General features: G+C 58.1%; 10 protein-coding genes and 2 tRNA genes. 7 read left to right on the top strand and 5 right to left on the bottom strand.

The annotated features are described in order from the left end of the window. Window positions 1-21 precede the first annotated feature (21 nt). From AACY50_RS04690 to AACY50_RS04675, 4 genes are all read right to left on the bottom strand, one after another. Entirely contained in the window at window positions 22-1,587 is a 1,566-nt protein-coding gene (locus tag AACY50_RS04690) for an ABC transporter permease (RefSeq protein WP_339538223.1), read from the bottom strand. Then, window positions 1,587-2,597, bottom strand: coding sequence for an extracellular solute-binding protein (locus AACY50_RS04685; protein ID WP_339433664.1), 1,011 nt, complete (start codon window positions 2,595-2,597; stop codon window positions 1,587-1,589). The genes AACY50_RS04690 and AACY50_RS04685 overlap by 1 nt, the downstream gene beginning before the upstream one ends. A 190-nt stretch (window positions 2,598-2,787) precedes the next feature. Beyond that, window positions 2,788-2,874, bottom strand: a tRNA-Leu gene (locus AACY50_RS04680). 180 nt (window positions 2,875-3,054) lie between these two features. Further along, a tRNA-Leu gene (locus tag AACY50_RS04675) sits at window positions 3,055-3,141 on the bottom strand. Window positions 3,142-3,367: 226 nt separating this feature from the next. Here AACY50_RS04675 and rnr point away from each other — a divergent pair. From rnr to dnaB, 7 genes are all read left to right on the top strand, one after another. After that, window positions 3,368-5,998, top strand: coding sequence for a ribonuclease R (gene rnr / locus AACY50_RS04670; protein ID WP_339538222.1), 2,631 nt, complete (start codon window positions 3,368-3,370; stop codon window positions 5,996-5,998). After that, entirely contained in the window at window positions 5,995-6,759 is a 765-nt protein-coding gene (gene rlmB, locus AACY50_RS04665; RefSeq protein ID WP_221733085.1) for a 23S rRNA (guanosine(2251)-2'-O)-methyltransferase RlmB, read from the top strand. Before rnr ends, rlmB begins: the two co-directional genes overlap by 4 nt. Before the next feature lie 307 nt (window positions 6,760-7,066). Further along, window positions 7,067-7,489, top strand: a complete 423-nt coding sequence (gene rpsF, locus AACY50_RS04660; protein WP_003236224.1) for a 30S ribosomal protein S6 — start codon at window positions 7,067-7,069, stop codon at window positions 7,487-7,489. 28 nt (window positions 7,490-7,517) lie between these two features. After that, window positions 7,518-7,748, top strand: a complete 231-nt coding sequence (gene rpsR, locus AACY50_RS04655; RefSeq protein WP_002551829.1) for a 30S ribosomal protein S18 — start codon at window positions 7,518-7,520, stop codon at window positions 7,746-7,748. A gap of 36 nt (window positions 7,749-7,784) precedes the next feature. Further along, window positions 7,785-8,678, top strand: coding sequence for a hypothetical protein (locus AACY50_RS04650; RefSeq protein ID WP_339433666.1), 894 nt, complete (start codon window positions 7,785-7,787; stop codon window positions 8,676-8,678). 19 nt (window positions 8,679-8,697) lie between these two features. Beyond that, window positions 8,698-9,144: a 50S ribosomal protein L9 gene (gene rplI, locus AACY50_RS04645; RefSeq protein ID WP_003186385.1), complete on the top strand. Its 447-nt coding sequence runs from the start codon at window positions 8,698-8,700 to the stop codon at window positions 9,142-9,144. Between the two features lie 121 nt (window positions 9,145-9,265). Then, on the top strand, window positions 9,266-10,663 hold the full coding sequence (gene dnaB, locus AACY50_RS04640) for a replicative DNA helicase (protein WP_339433667.1): 1,398 nt from the start codon (window positions 9,266-9,268) through the stop codon (window positions 10,661-10,663). 43 nt (window positions 10,664-10,706) lie between these two features. Here the strand turns inward: dnaB and AACY50_RS04635 are convergent, their stop codons facing one another. Then, window positions 10,707-15,428, bottom strand: coding sequence for an NEL-type E3 ubiquitin ligase domain-containing protein (locus AACY50_RS04635; RefSeq protein ID WP_339538221.1), 4,722 nt, complete (start codon window positions 15,426-15,428; stop codon window positions 10,707-10,709). Between the last annotated feature and the right edge of the window lie 20 nt (window positions 15,429-15,448).

The raw sequence follows: 15,448 nt of genomic DNA, 5'->3' as shown, positions 1-15,448 counted from the left end.
AGTCGGTTCGCGATGGCCGTTTCAGCGGCTCAGGTACATCCGGGTTGTCAGCAGATAAACCGGCAATCCAGAAACCACAATCAACAGCGCCGCATAAGGCGCTGCGGCCGCAAACTCGACATTCGCCGTATGCGCCCACACCTCGGTTGCCAACGTATTGAGACCGGTCGGACTCAGCAGCAACGTCGCGGTCAATTCCTTCATCGCATCCAGAAACACCAACGCAAACGCTGCGCCCAATGCCGGGAAGATGATCGGCAGTGTCACCCGGCAAAACGCCGTAAACGACGATGCGCCCAGTGTGCGTGCAGCCTCTTCCAGTTGCGGCGCTGCCTTGTTCAGTGCCGTGCGGATCGGAGCCTGAGCCAGCGGCAGGAACAACAGCGCATAAGCGATCAGCAACAGGCCGGACGTTTGATACAGCACAGGCACGTAGTGCAGGGCGAAATACACCAGCGTCAGCGCAATCACCAAACCCGGCAACGCATGCAGCAGATACGGCAAGCGTTCGGCCCAGATCGCCAGTTGGCCTTTATAGCGCACCACCAGCAGCCCGACCGGCACTGCCAGCAACAGGCACAGTGCCGCGCCACCCAGCGATAACGCCAGCGATGACAGCAGCGCCTCGGAAATGGCCGCAACCGGGAATGCAGCCGAAGAGCCCACAGCCAGCCAGTACGCCAGCATGCCCAGTGGAATCGCGCTGCCAATGATCGCCAGGATCAGGCAATACAACTGGCCGACCGCCGCCCAAGGCCCCAGCTGAACCTGTTCAGCCTGACGCGCCGCACCTTGCCCGGTGCGCACGTGCCGGCCCTTGCCGCGCACTCGCAGTTCCAGCCACAGCAGCACCAGGCACAGCGCGAGCAGCACGGCGGACAGCATTGCTGCATTGGCGTTGCTGAATGCCAGTTCGAATTGTTGGTAGATCGCCGTGGTAAAGGTTTGCAGGCCAATGATCGACAGTGCGCCAAACTCCACCAGCATGTGTAAGGCGATCAGCAGCGAGCCCGCTAGCAGCGATGGCCAGAGCAGGGGCAGGGTGACCCGGAAAAAAACGCCCCAGCGATTCTGCCCCAAGGTGCGGGCTGACTCTTCGAGAGAAGGATCGAGATTGCGCAGGGTTGCCGCCACTGGGAGAAAGATCAGCGGGTATTTCGACAGGCTCATCACCAGAATCGCGCCGCCGAGGCCTTCGAACTGTGCGCTCAGCGAAACCCAGGTGAAGCTGCTGACAAACGCCGGAACCGCGAACGGCAGGCACAGGATCACACCCCACAAACGCCGCCCCGGCAGATTGCTGCGCTCCAGCAGCCAGGCCAGCGACAGGCCGATCACGCCGCAGGTGATAGTCACGCCGACCATCAAGGCCAGCGTATTGCGCAGTAGACCGAAGACATAGGGGCGCCACAACAAATGCAGCGCCTCTGCCCAGCCGGCCTGCCAGGTCTTTATCCCAACGTAGGCCAGCGGCAACAGGCTCAAGACCACCAATAGCAATACCGGCAGTACCAGCCAGATCGATGGTCGCTTGCGCCGTGGCACGTACCCCCCGCGCGCGGCGGGGGCGGATAACGATGCGGTCATCAGTTCAAGCCAACTTCACGTTCCAGCTCCAGTGCTTGTTCAGCATTGCCCAAATCGGCCGGTGTGACGTTCGGCGCTTCCAGTTCGCTGAACGGCTTGAGGCCGCGATCCGATTCCATGCCTTTGTGCAGCGGGTATTCGGCGGTGGTTTGGGTGATCACGCGCTGGCCTTCTTCGCTGGCCATGTAGGCGAGCAATTGCTGCGCTTCTTTTGGGTGTTTGCTGGATTTCAGCACGGCAGCGCTGGAAACGGTAATCAAGCCGCCGACATCGCCGCCGGTGAAGTAGTGCAGTTTGGAATCCAGTTGGCCTTTCTCGCGTTGCAGGGCGAACCAGTAGTAGTTGTTCACCAGTACGGCGGCGACTTCACCGTTCTCGACGGCTTTGAGCGCGACCATGTTGTTGCTGTAGGTCTTGCCGAAAGCGCGCAGGCCGGTCAGCCATTCTTCGGCGGCATCGCGACCGTGCATTTTGATGATGGCCACGGCCTGTTCCTGGAAGGCGCCGCTGGTGGGCACAAAGCCGATCTTGCCTTGCCATTTCGGCTCGGAGAATTCCATTACCGACTTCGGCAGGTCTTTTTCGTCGATCAGTGTCGGGTTGAACGCCGCCACGCGAACGCGAGCGGTGACGCCGATCCAGGTGCCGTTGCCAGCGACGTATTTTTTCGGCAGTACGGCCAGTGTGGCGTCATCGGTCTTGGCCAGCAGGCCTTGTTCGCCGAGGTTATTCAGTGGAGGGGATTCTTCGGTGTAGATCACGTCGGCGGGGGAGCGGTCGCCTTCTTCGATGATCTGGCTGGCAAGCTGATTGCTGCTGCCTTTGCGGACATTGACGTGAATGCCGGTCTTGGCTTCAAAGGCTTTGGCGATCGCGTCGCCGACTTCCTTGTGTTGGCCGTTGTAGAGAGTCAGGGAAACCGCATCGGCAGCCTGGGCGAGGGGAGTGGCGAGTGCCAGGCCGAGGAGGGTGAAGGTAAAGCCTCGGCGCAGGGTATTTCGAAACGTCATTCGCAGGGTTCCTCACTGTCGCATTGCAAAAACTTGCAACAATGATAAACGATATTGTTTCTCAAATGCGCCTTGTGGCGTACGAGCAGGTTTGCTAAGGCGAGGGGAATGGATTTTCAAATGCCAGAAACGCAAAAACCCGCTTTCGCGGGTTTCTGTGAAATCCAAGGCCTTAACCTTGAATTTGAATTGGTGCCCAGAAGAAGACTCGAACTTCCACGACCGTAAGGTCACCAGCACCTGAAGCTGGCGTGTCTACCAATTTCACCATCTGGGCAATCATCGCTAGCGTTGCCGCTGTTGATGTGGCGCACTATACGGAGCGCGTTTTAATCTGTAAACCCCTGATTTAATTTTAATAAATCAGTTTTAAGAAAACCGTTCCTTAGAATGCAAAAAACCCGCTTTCGCGGGTTTTGTGTGAGCCTTGAAACTGATCTAGTCTCAAGCTCTAAATTGGTGCCCAGAAGAAGACTCGAACTTCCACGACCGTAAGGTCACCAGCACCTGAAGCTGGCGTGTCTACCAATTTCACCATCTGGGCAGTATCGGCAGCGCATGTGCGTCGTCGATGGCGCGCACTATACGGAGCGTCTTTTTAACTGTAAACCCCTGCCAGCAAAAAAAATGGTTTTTTTTACCGGCGGTGTTCAAAACGGCTTTCCAGCTTCGATACAGGGCTTCAGAAGGGCCTTATAGAGTCGGAAATTTCCCGTTTGATGGCGCCTATGCCAAACTAACCCGTATATAGACAAGGTGAAAACTATCTAATGGCCGATTGGCAGTCCCTCGATCCCGAGGCCGCTCGTGAAGCGGAAAAATATGAAAACCCTATTCCTAGCCGCGAACTGATCCTGGCGCATCTCGCCGATCGGGGTTCGCCTGCTGCCCGCGAGCAACTGGTCGAAGAGTTTGGTCTGACCACAGAAGACCAGGTCGAAGCCCTGCGCCGCCGTCTGCGCGCCATGGAGCGCGACGCTCAACTGATCTACACCCGTCGTGGTACTTACGCGCCGGTGGATAAGCTCGACCTGATCCTCGGTCGCATCAGCGGTCACCGTGACGGCTTTGGCTTCCTGGTGCCGGACGACGGTAGCGATGACCTGTTCATGAGCCCGGCGCAAATGCGCTTGGTGTTCGACGGTGATCGCGCGCTGGCCCGTGTTTCCGGCCTCGATCGTCGCGGTCGCCGCGAAGGTGTGATCGTTGAAGTGGTGACCCGTGCTCACGAAAGCATTGTCGGTCGCTACTTTGAAGAGGGCGGCATCGGCTTCGTCGTTGCGGATAACCCGAAGATCCAGCAAGAAGTGCTGGTGACCCCGGGTCGCAATGCCAACGCCCAGATCGGCCAGTTCGTTGAGGTGAAGATCACTCACTGGCCGACACCACGCTTTCAGCCGCAAGGCGATGTGGTTGAAGTGGTCGGCAACTACATGGCGCCGGGCATGGAAATCGATGTCGCCCTGCGTACCTACGATATTCCGCACGTCTGGCCTGAAGCGGTTCTCAAAGAAGCCGCCAAGCTCAAGCCGGAAGTGGAAGACAAAGACAAAGAGAAGCGCGTCGACCTGCGCCATCTGCCGTTCGTCACCATCGACGGCGAAGATGCCCGCGACTTCGACGATGCGGTCTATTGCGAAGCCAAGCCTGGCAAGCTGCGACTGTTCTCCGGTGGCTGGAAGTTGTACGTGGCGATTGCCGACGTTTCCAGTTACGTGAAAATCGGTTCGGCGCTGGACAACGAAGCCCAGGTGCGCGGCAACTCGGTGTACTTCCCTGAGCGCGTAGTGCCGATGCTGCCAGAGCAGTTGTCCAACGGCCTCTGCTCGCTGAACCCGCATGTCGATCGTCTGGCCATGGTTTGCGAGATGACCATCTCCAAGTCTGGCGAAATGACTGACTACTGCTTCTATGAGGCGGTGATTCATTCTCACGCTCGTCTGACCTACAACAAGGTCAGCGCGATGCTGGAAACGCCGAAGGTTGCCGAAGCGCGTAAATTGCGTGGCGAATACACCGACGTCGTGCCGCACCTCAAGCAGCTTTATTCGCTGTACAAAGTGTTGCTGGCCGCCCGTCATGTGCGTGGCGCGATCGATTTCGAGACTCAGGAAACCCGGATCATCTTCGGTTCCGAGCGCAAGATTGCCGAAATCCGCCCGACCACCCGTAATGATGCGCACAAGCTGATTGAGGAATGCATGCTGGCGGCCAACGTGGCCACTGCCGAATTCCTGAAGAAACACGAAATCCCGGCGCTGTATCGTGTCCACGATGGTCCGCCGCCGGAGCGTCTGGAAAAACTGCGCGCCTTCCTCGGTGAACTTGGCCTGTCCCTGCACAAAGGCAAGGACGGCCCGTCGCCGAAGGACTATCAGGCCTTGCTGGCGAGCATCAAGGACCGTCCGGATTTCCATCTGATCCAGACCGTGATGCTGCGCTCGCTGAGCCAAGCGGTGTACAGCGCTGACAATCAGGGCCACTTCGGCCTGAATTACGAAGCCTATACCCACTTCACTTCGCCGATCCGTCGTTACCCGGATCTGCTTACGCACCGCGCGATCCGCAGCGTGATCCATTCGAAACAGGACACCCCGCACGTTCGTCGTGCCGGCGCGATGACCATTCCGAAAGCGCGCATCTATCCGTACGACGAAGCGGCACTGGAGCAACTCGGCGAGCAATGCTCGATGAGCGAGCGCCGTGCCGACGAAGCGACCCGCGACGTAGTGAACTGGCTCAAGTGCGAGTTCATGAAAGACCGCGTGGGCGAATCGTTCCCGGGTGTGATCACCGCCGTGACCGGTTTTGGCCTGTTCGTCGAACTGACCGATATCTACGTCGAAGGCCTGGTGCATGTCACCGCGCTGCCGGGTGATTACTACCACTTCGATCCTGTGCATCACCGCCTGGCGGGCGAGCGCACCGGTCGTAGCTTCCGTCTCGGCGACACCGTTGAAGTGCGCGTGATGCGCGTCGATCTTGAGGAGCGCAAGATCGACTTCGAGATGGCGGAAAAAACCATCAGCGCACCGATTGGTCGCAAAAAACGCGGTCACGAAACGGCTGCTCCAGCCGCCAAGGCTTCGGAAGAAAAGGCGCCGGCAAAAACCGCCAGTCGCCGTCCGGCCAAGGAAAAAGCTGTCGAAGCCTATCACCCAAGCGATGCCGTGGCGAAAAATGCCGAGCTGCGTAAAAGCCGTGAAATGAAGAAAGCGCTGCTTTCCGACGCCAAAAACGGTGGTAAAGCGGCGTCCGGGGGAAAGACCGGGCGGTCGGCGCCTGAAAAGGCGACCGGCGGCAAGCCAGCCAAACCGAGCAAGCACCGTAAAGGCCCGCCGAAGGCGGGTTCTGCTCCAGCCAAAAGTGGCGGAGCACGTAAACCGAAGGCGAAGTCATGAGTCAGTTGGAAAAAATCTACGGCGTTCACGCGGTAGAAGCGTTGTTGCGTCACCACCCCAAGCGCGTCAAGCAGATCTGGCTGGCCGAAAGCCGTAACGATCCGCGTGTGCAGACCCTGATCGAACTGGCCAATGAAAATCGTGTCCAGGTCGGTCAGGCAGAGCGACGTGAAATGGACGCTTGGGTTGAAGGCGTGCATCAGGGCGTGGTCGCGGACGTGAGTCCTAGCCAGGTCTGGGGCGAGGCGATGCTCGACGAGTTGCTTGATCGCACCGAAGGCGCGCCGCTGTTGCTGGTGCTCGACGGCGTGACCGATCCGCATAACCTCGGTGCCTGTCTGCGTTCGGCGGATGCTGCTGGTGCGCTCGCCGTGATCGTGCCCAAAGACAAGTCGGCGACCCTGACGCCCGTCGTGCGTAAAGTGGCCTGCGGTGCGGCGGAAGTAATTCCGCTGGTGGCAGTGACCAACCTTGCGCGCACGCTGGAAAAGCTGCAGCAGCGCGGTTTGTGGGTTGTCGGTACGGCGGGCGAGGCCGAGGTCAGCATTTATGACCAGGACCTGACCGGCCCGACCATCCTGATCATGGGCGCCGAAGGCAAAGGCATGCGTCGCCTGACTCGCGAACATTGCGACTATCTGGTGAATCTGCCGATGGCCGGTAGCGTCAGCAGTCTCAACGTGTCCGTGGCGACGGGTGTATGCCTGTTCGAAGCGCAGCGCCAGCGTGGCGTCAAAGCCAAGGCCTCCGCCAAGAAATAAAGTTGTATGCAATCAATTGTGGGAGCGGGCTTGCTCGCGAAAGCGCAGTGTCAGTCGACAACAATGTTGCCTGATGTATCGCATTCGCGAGCAAGCCCGCTCCCACATTGGTTTGTGGTGAAGGCAGGATTGGTGATTGTTCAAATAATCACCAATTGCCTTGCACCTCTTCAGTCCCTTCTCTACAATTGCGCCCCTTGCTGTCACGGCAGGCACGCATGTGCCCCGCACCGGCAAGTCCATAAGTGTCATTCACTCCTTGTCTGACCGTTTTTGAGCGGCAGGCTACAACCCGTAAGGAGCATTCATGCGTCATTACGAAATCATCTTTTTGGTCCACCCGGATCAAAGCGAGCAAGTCGGCGGCATGGTTGAGCGTTACACCAAGCTGATCGAAGAAGACGGCGGCAAAATCCACCGTCTGGAAGATTGGGGCCGTCGTCAACTGGCCTACGCAATCAACAATGTTCACAAGGCTCACTACGTGATGCTGAACGTTGAGTGCACTGGCAAGGCCCTGGCCGAGCTGGAAGACAACTTCCGCTACAACGATGCAGTGATCCGTAACCTGGTCATCCGTCGCGAAGAAGCCGTTACCGGCCAATCCGAGATGCTCAAGGCTGAAGAAAACCGCAGTGAGCGCCGTGAGCGTCGCGACCGTCCTGAGCACGAAGGCGCTGATAGCGCTGATAGTGATGACAGCGACAACAGCGATAACGCTGACGAGTAATCCACGGACCTTTTAAGGAGCCTATCAAATGGCACGTTTCTTCCGTCGTCGTAAATTCTGCCGCTTCACCGCTGAAGACGTGAAAGAGATCGATTACAAAGATCTCAACACTCTGAAAGCCTACGTATCCGAGACCGGCAAAATCGTTCCAAGCCGCATCACCGGTACCAAAGCTCGTTATCAGCGTCAGCTGGCTACCGCTATCAAGCGCGCCCGCTTCCTGGCCCTGCTGGCCTACACCGACAGCCACGGCCGCTGAGACCGGGCAGTCGACAAGTAGCAAAGGATTGAATGCATGCGTGCCTTAGCTGAGTTCATCATGCGAGGCCGTATGCAGGCCACTCTCGTGGTGGCCGGATGTGCAACATTGCCGTTGTTGTATTGGTTGGGTGCTGCCGCCGGGAGCCTTGTGCTTCTGCGGCGCGGATTGACGGACGCCCTTGGCGTTCTGTCCCTGGGGCTGCTGCCGGCATTGGTCTGGTGGTTGTATGCCGATGATCCACGCGCACTTTTAGTGCTGCTGGGGTCTTCGGGGCTTGCGTTGGTTTTGCGCGCAAGTGAGTCCTGGGTTCGCACGCTGCTGGTCAGCGTAGCCATTGGAGTGGTGTTTTCAGTGGTGCTCGGGGCGGCGTTTGCAGCCCAGATCGAGATGCTCGCGCAGGCCCTTATAAAGGTCATGCCAGCGCTTCTCGGTGAGACCTACAAGCAATTGTCGGTCGATGAGCAAGCGCGTTTCGCGTCCCTGATTGCACCGGTCCTGACCGGGCTGATTGCGGCTTTGTTGCAGATCGTCAGCGTGCTGAGCCTGATTGTCGGGCGTCATTGGCAGGCGTTGTTGTACAACCCGGGTGGTTTTGGTCGCGAGTTTCGCGCCATCCGAATCCCGCTGGGGCCGGCGATGTTACTGCTGGCGTTGATGCTTCTGGGCCCGAATCTCGGTGCACAGATGGCCATGTTGACGCCGTTGTGCAGTGTACCGCTGGTGTTCGCCGGACTTGCCCTGATTCACGGGCTGGTCGGGCAGAAGCGACTGGCCGGTTTCTGGCTGGTGGGGTTGTACGTCACGCTGTTGCTGTTCATGCAGCTGATCTATCCGTTGCTCGTGGTTCTGGCCATTGTCGACAGCCTGATTGATTTTCGCGGTCGTCACGTGTCGAAAGACACCGACAGCGCGAACGGTGAAGGTTAAAAGTTAAGAGGATTTCCACATGCAACTGATCCTTCTGGAAAAAATCGCCAACCTGGGCAACCTGGGCGACAAAGTAAACGTTAAGGCCGGTTACGGCCGTAACTACCTGCTGCCTTTCGGCAAAGCGACCGCTGCGACTGCTGCCAACCTGGCTGCGTTCGAAGAGCGTCGTGCCGAGCTGGAAAAAGCTGCCGCAGACCGTAAAGCATCGGCTGAAAGCCGTGCTGCCCAACTGGCCGAGCTGGAAGTGACCATCACTGCCACCGCTGGCGACGAAGGCAAGCTGTTCGGTTCGATCGGTACTCACGACATCGCTGACGCACTGACCGCCTCCGGCGTTGAAGTTGCGAAAAGCGAAGTTCGTCTGCCGAACGGCACCATCCGCAACGTAGGCGAATTCGACGTAGCCGTGCACCTGCACGCCGAAGTTGAAGCCACCGTACGCGTTGTCGTGGTAGCAGCTTAAGTAACACCTGATCGGCTGGCGGCTTGCCCGTCAGACGGTTAACATCGGGCACGATCCTGTTTACAGGTCGTGCCCTTTGTCTTTCTGGTACTCCCGTTTTCAACCCTGACTCCAAGTGGCCATGAACGAAATATCCGCTCCTGAGCAATACGATCTGCAAACCGCCGCCCTGAAGGTGCCGCCGCATTCCATCGAAGCCGAACAGGCTGTACTCGGTGGTCTGATGCTGGACAACAACGCCTGGGAACGCGTGCTCGATCAAGTCTCCGATGGCGATTTCTATCGACATGACCACCGTTTGATTTTCCGTGCGATCGCCAAACTGGCCGATCAGAACATGCCGATCGATGTCGTGACCCTTGCCGAGCAATTGGACAAGGAAGGTCAGACGTCGCAAGTCGGTGGCCTCGGTTATCTCGGCGAACTGGCGAAAAACACACCGTCCGTCGCCAACATCAAAGCCTATGCGCAGATCGTTCGAGAGCGAGCGACCTTGCGCCAGTTAATCGGCATCAGCACTGAAATTGCCGACAGCGCCTTCAACCCGGAAGGCCGTACGGCCGCCGAGATTCTCGACGAAGCCGAACGCCAGATCTTCCAGATCGCCGAGGCCCGGCCTAAAACCGGTGGCCCGGTCGGCGTAAACGATTTGCTGACCAAAGCCATCGACCGCATCGATACGTTGTTCAACACCGACAACGCCATCACCGGCCTGTCCACTGGTTATACCGACCTCGACGAGAAAACCAGCGGTCTGCAACCGTCCGACCTGATCATCGTCGCCGGTCGTCCGTCGATGGGTAAAACCACCTTTGCGATGAACCTGGTGGAAAACGCCGTGTTGCGCAGTGAGAAGGCCGTGCTGGTGTATTCCCTCGAGATGCCAGGCGAATCGCTGATCATGCGTATGCTGTCCTCGCTCGGCCGTATCGACCAGACCAAGGTGCGTTCCGGCCAACTGGAAGACGATGATTGGCCACGCCTGACTTCAGCGGTGAACCTGCTCAACGATCGCAAGCTGTTCATCGATGACACCGCCGGTATCAGCCCGTCGGAAATGCGCGCGCGTACTCGACGCCTGGTGCGTGAGCACGGCGATGTCGGCCTGATCATGATCGACTACTTGCAACTGATGCAGATCCCCGGCTCCAGCGGTGACAACCGGACCAACGAGATTTCCGAAATCTCGCGATCCCTGAAAGCCCTCGCCAAGGAATTCAACTGCCCGGTAGTGGCTCTGTCGCAGCTCAACCGTTCCCTGGAACAACGCCCCAACAAGCGCCCGGTAAACTCCGACTTGCGCGAATCCGGAGCGATCGAGCAGGACGCCGACGTGATCATGTTTGTGTACCGGGACGAGGTGTATCACCCGGAAACCGAGCACAAGGGCATCGCCGAAATCATCATCGGCAAGCAGCGGAACGGCCCTATCGGCTTTATCCGCCTGGCGTTCATCGGTAAATACACGCGTTTCGAAAACCTCGCGCCGGGCAGTTACAACTTCGACGACGACGAGTGATGGCTGGCCGAAATCATTCGGCCAGCGCTCCTCTTTTTGCGTGTTATTCAGTTGTGCCGTCTGCTTCCTCGTCAGTGTTGGTGGCTGGATGCTCGCTCAGTTCCTGTCGGGACAACGACTCGATCAGTGCCTCTTCCTCGGTCGCCAGTGATTTTTGCAGCGCCCTGGATTGTGCGTCGTAATCGTTAAACCCAAGCGTGTTAGCTACGTGCGCGTCGTCGAGGGTGGCTTGTCGATCCTGGAACGTCTGGCGGTGCGCTTCGAATTGTGCCCGGTACTTATGAGTGATGAATTCCTGCCAGAACTCCCTCGACACCAACGCCTTGAATTCTTCAGGGGAGTTATCCATAGCGATGACTTTTTTGTACGCGGCATTCAATTGCGCTTTTGACACATTGGCCAGCCGGGCAAATCCCATTTGTTCGGGTTGTCCCGGCAGTTGCAGCCGGTCTTTCAGGAAGTATCGATAGGCGAGTCTGATTTCGACTTCCTCTGACACGTGTGGCGCTGGAGCGGCCGCGCCCCTCTGAGGCCCCCTCGCTTCGATGATTCTTGCCTCACGCTGCGCAATGTCCGCCGATGCGATTTTGTCGACTTCATGCAAGCGGAACAACGCTTTGGAAAGCGCAGACAATTGCGGGCCCCGTGCTTCGTCTTGAGCCTGGGCACGCGCATCGTGCGCCATTGCCCGGGTTTCCAGATTAGCGAACGTGAAGGCTGCCCGATCACAGCAGGCCGCTTCGCCGGCCCGATCAAATACCTCCTTGCGCAGGCGTTCGGACGCCGGATTGTTTTCGGTAATGCTGTCGATCAGCTTCCAGACCCGGCGCTGAAGCTCATTGTGGCCGTCGGGAACCTCGAGCAAGCGTGCAAGCGTATTGAACAGACCATCCGAGCGTTGTTCATCACGCAGTGTTTGCCATTGGACTCTTCTGGCTGATACCTGATCTTCCGATAGCCCTATTGTCCAGCGCGTCATTGGATCATTTGCCGCAATCCGGATGACTGCCCGGACATGGCCGCGCGCCGTAGCGACCAGATCGCGCTGGCTAGTCATCGGTATCTGGGCTTCGATAAGACGGTTGTTGTATTGTTCCAGCCGCGTGCGGGTGGCCACTGACAATGGATTGTTAGTGATGCTGGTCACGTTATTGACCCGCGCACTGTTGGCGAGTCGTTCAGCCGGCGGGGTTATGACCGCATCGGGGATTTCCTCGATCCGGTTGTTGTTCAGATTCACAATGCCCAGCAGTGGCTGATCGGCAAGCCCGGCAGGGAAGGTGTTGATGCCTGTGTTTGCCAGATCAATCTCGCGCATGTCTGTTATCAGGGTGAAGTCCGGGGTGATACCGAGTTGCGGATTTTCGTGCAGCCACAAGGCTCGCAATGTTGTGCGCTGCGACAGAACGCGGGCAGTGTCGGCGGTCAGGATAATCCGGTTGTTCTGCAGAAACAGGCGAGTCAGCCCATTCATTTCTCCAACTGCAGGAGGCAATTCACGCAATTGGTTGTGCGAAAGATCCAGCCAGCGCACATGGCGAAAATGGGTCAGAAAACCTTCTGGCGAGGTGCTCAGATTCATGTTGCTCAGTTTGAGCGAGCCGACGTGACTGAAGTCCGCGTCGATGTCTGGCAGGCTCGGCAGGCGCAGGCCGCCGAGATTCAGTTCCAGGCCGATGGGTGTACCGTCATTGGCATGTTTTTGCGGTGTTTCCCCCCTCCAGCAACTCAGAATCCGCTCACTTGCCACGACACGGTCAGGACGGGTTCGCGCGTTGACCGCTAACTGATTCGCCCGAATGTAGCCCCCGCGGTTGCCGCCTCCAGAAAAAACCCAATCGTCGAGCTGACTTTTCAGTACGCGGTGTTCCCGTTCAAGACTTTGGAGTTTCGTTGCTGCCGCGGTTTCACTCTCAAAGCTCCAGAGGTATTCCCTGCACTTCTTGATGTCCTTGCCTGGAAATAATCGCCGATACCGCTGCGCCGGGGAGTTGTCGGTATCAAATATCACTCCATGGTAAGAGGTCAGCAGATCGGGGTGTTCCTCGTTCACTCGACGCCAGTAGTCGTCGAATTTTCTCCAGTAATCGGCAGGGAAATGGTTGCCACCGAGTGACGCGGCTCTATTGATCCGGGCGATCGTCAGCAACTGTTCAGGCGCAGGATTGATAAATGCCTGCGGTACTTCATTCAAGCGATTATTGTGCAGATCAAAAATGAGCAGCCCGGTCTTGTCCTGCAATCCAGTCGGCCATTGATTGATTCCCGTGTTATTCAGCATCAGGTATTTCAGCTTGGACATCTTGCTGAAGTCAGGGGTTAGCGTGAGCGTTGGGTTGTCAGAAAGATTGATGATCTCCAGATGACTCATGGCGCTGAGCGTTGCAGCGCTTTGCTCGTCCAGTGCAAGGTAGTTGTTGCTCAGGTTCAGATTGTTCAATTTGTCCATCGCGCCAATTTGCCCGGGTAACGTTTCAATCCTGGATCGGGTAATGGACAAACGCTCCAGATTGGGAAAACCGGACAGAAATGTATCGGCATCGCCCGACCAGATAACAGCGCTGAGACTGAGTTGCTTTACATGACTGAAGTCCACGCTCAGGGCCGGGAGTGGCGCGTTGATGGAAGGCAGCTTGAGTATTTCGTCCGAGTCCTGAAGCCAGCAGTTCTTGAGGGTTTGGGCGACACGTTGCGCCTGTATTTTGGCCGGCGTGTCGACGGCGGACGGCTCGGGTTGACTGTCGGCGACATAGGCATCGAGCTGGCTTTCCAGTACATCCAGTTCCTGAAGGCGTCGACCCAGTTTGGCTTCTGTCTCAGGGTCCAATCCGATAAAAAACTCTCTGGCCTCTTGTGCCGACTTGTCCGGGTACAGCCGCTGTACGTTGGCGACCTCCGGGATATCACCGTCAAGCCTGAACGCACCGGGCAGGCTGTTGGTGCCCAGCCCTGGATGATCGGCTGTGACACGTTGCCAATACAATTCAAGCGTTTTCCAGTAGCCGGCAGGGAATGGGTTGCCCTCAAACAGCGTGACGCTGTTGATCCGGGCGATCGCTTCGAACTGATCAGGGGAGGGGGAAAGGATGGCCGATGGGACTTCTGTCAGCCGGTTCCTGCGCAGGTCGACGTGTTCGAGTCCGGTCTGGTGCTGCAAGCCGATAGGCCACTGATCCAATTGTGTATTGCTCAGGTTCAGGGTCTTGAGTTCGCTCATGCCGGTGAAGTCAGGTGGCTTGCCCAACGGGTTGTCCGACAGATCAAGGTTCTTGAGTTGGCCGAGTGCGCTCAGTTTTGCCGCGGTTTGTGCATTGAGCACAATACGGTTCGAACTCAGATCCAGTGTGCTCAGGTGGGGCATATGAGTAACGGCGGCGGGCAGTGTATCGAGCGAAGAGTGGGTCACTGTCAGACGCTCCAGGCCGGAGAATCCACTGAGGAATGTATCGGCGGTGTCTGACCAGGTGACGGCGTCCAGATCCAGGCGCCGGATATGGCTGAAATCCGCTGTTAATGCCGGTAGCGTTCCATCGCCCGGCTCAAGTCGAAATGTATCCCCTGTCTGCTGGCGCCAGCAGCGCTTGATGTCATTGGCGACCTGTTGCGCCCAGCCTTTTGCTGTTGCCTGGGGCGAAGCGGTGGACGTGTTTCTGATCCAGATCTTCAGTTCGGCCTTGAGTGTCTTGTAGTCGGTTTCGCGACGGGTCAAGACGTCGCGGACATCACTGCCCAGTGAGCGGATAAAGTCTCTGATCTGATCCTCGGTGTGATCCGGGAACAGTTTTCGGGCACGGGACTCTGGGCTGCGCAGTCGAGTGAGCATCAGCGAGAGTCTTTCCGGCAGGCTCAGGGATGCTGTGGGGTTGGCGTCACTGCGCACCATCCCGCCGGCACCGGCTACCGTAATCCCGACCCAGCCTTGTATGGCATCGAAAACGATGGGCTCCGACCTTCCCGGGCGTGTCGCGACATACAGATTGCCGTTGTCGCTGGACACAGGATCTTCGCCTCGCACGATACGCATTACGGTGGCCAGCGGGGTTGATGCGTCTGGATCGTGCAGTACCTGGTACGTGTGATTCTCGATCACCACGTAGAGTTTGCCGTCGAACTGATGCAGGCCATTGCTATCGGGTGTTGCGTCACTCAAGTCCAGCCCGGTGCGGAAAGCCTCCAGGCGTGTGGAAGATAACGCAAAGGTAATGGGCTCGAAGTCTTCCAGCGGGTGCCACAGGCCGCTGGCGGTGTCACGCAGCATCACCGGACCTGTTGGTTTCGACTCTTTCGCCAGGGCGGCCCGGTACAGTCCCGTGTCCGGATCTTGCTTGACCGGCACGATGGCGCCCCCCGGCTCGTCGACGTATCGGCGCCCCCTGTATGTCCTGAAACCCTCGGCATCGGCGGCCGCCAACGTGGGCGGCGCGCTGATCCGGTAATGCTCCAGCGACTCCACAGCGGGTGTGGGGGTGGCACCGAGCGTCATTGTTTCAGTTGTTTCGTGAACCGTGATCTGTGGTGCCGGCCTGATTGCATCGAGATCGACACCGCCGGTGTTTCTGCCCGATACCGTCGGATTGTCACCCAGGTGCAGGGGGGGCGCGCCAGTGTTGATGCGCGGCGTATTTTCTTGCGGCGATGGGCCTGGGCGATGGTGTATATCGACAGTGGCGTTGCCTCTGACGGGTGGTTTTGGTGACATTCTTTCTTCCTTGATGGGGTGTTTATCCGCGCCCGCGAGGGCGTGCTGATAAGCGTTCGGCGTCATTGCCTGTTTGTACTGGGGCT

The organism is Pseudomonas sp. RA_15y_Pfl2_54, from assembly GCF_963971015.1.
GTDB classification, from domain to species: Bacteria; Pseudomonadota; Gammaproteobacteria; order Pseudomonadales; family Pseudomonadaceae; genus Aquipseudomonas; species Aquipseudomonas baetica_A.
Note: the sequence above shows the minus strand (reverse complement) of the source record. Positions and strands in the feature narration are given on the sequence as shown.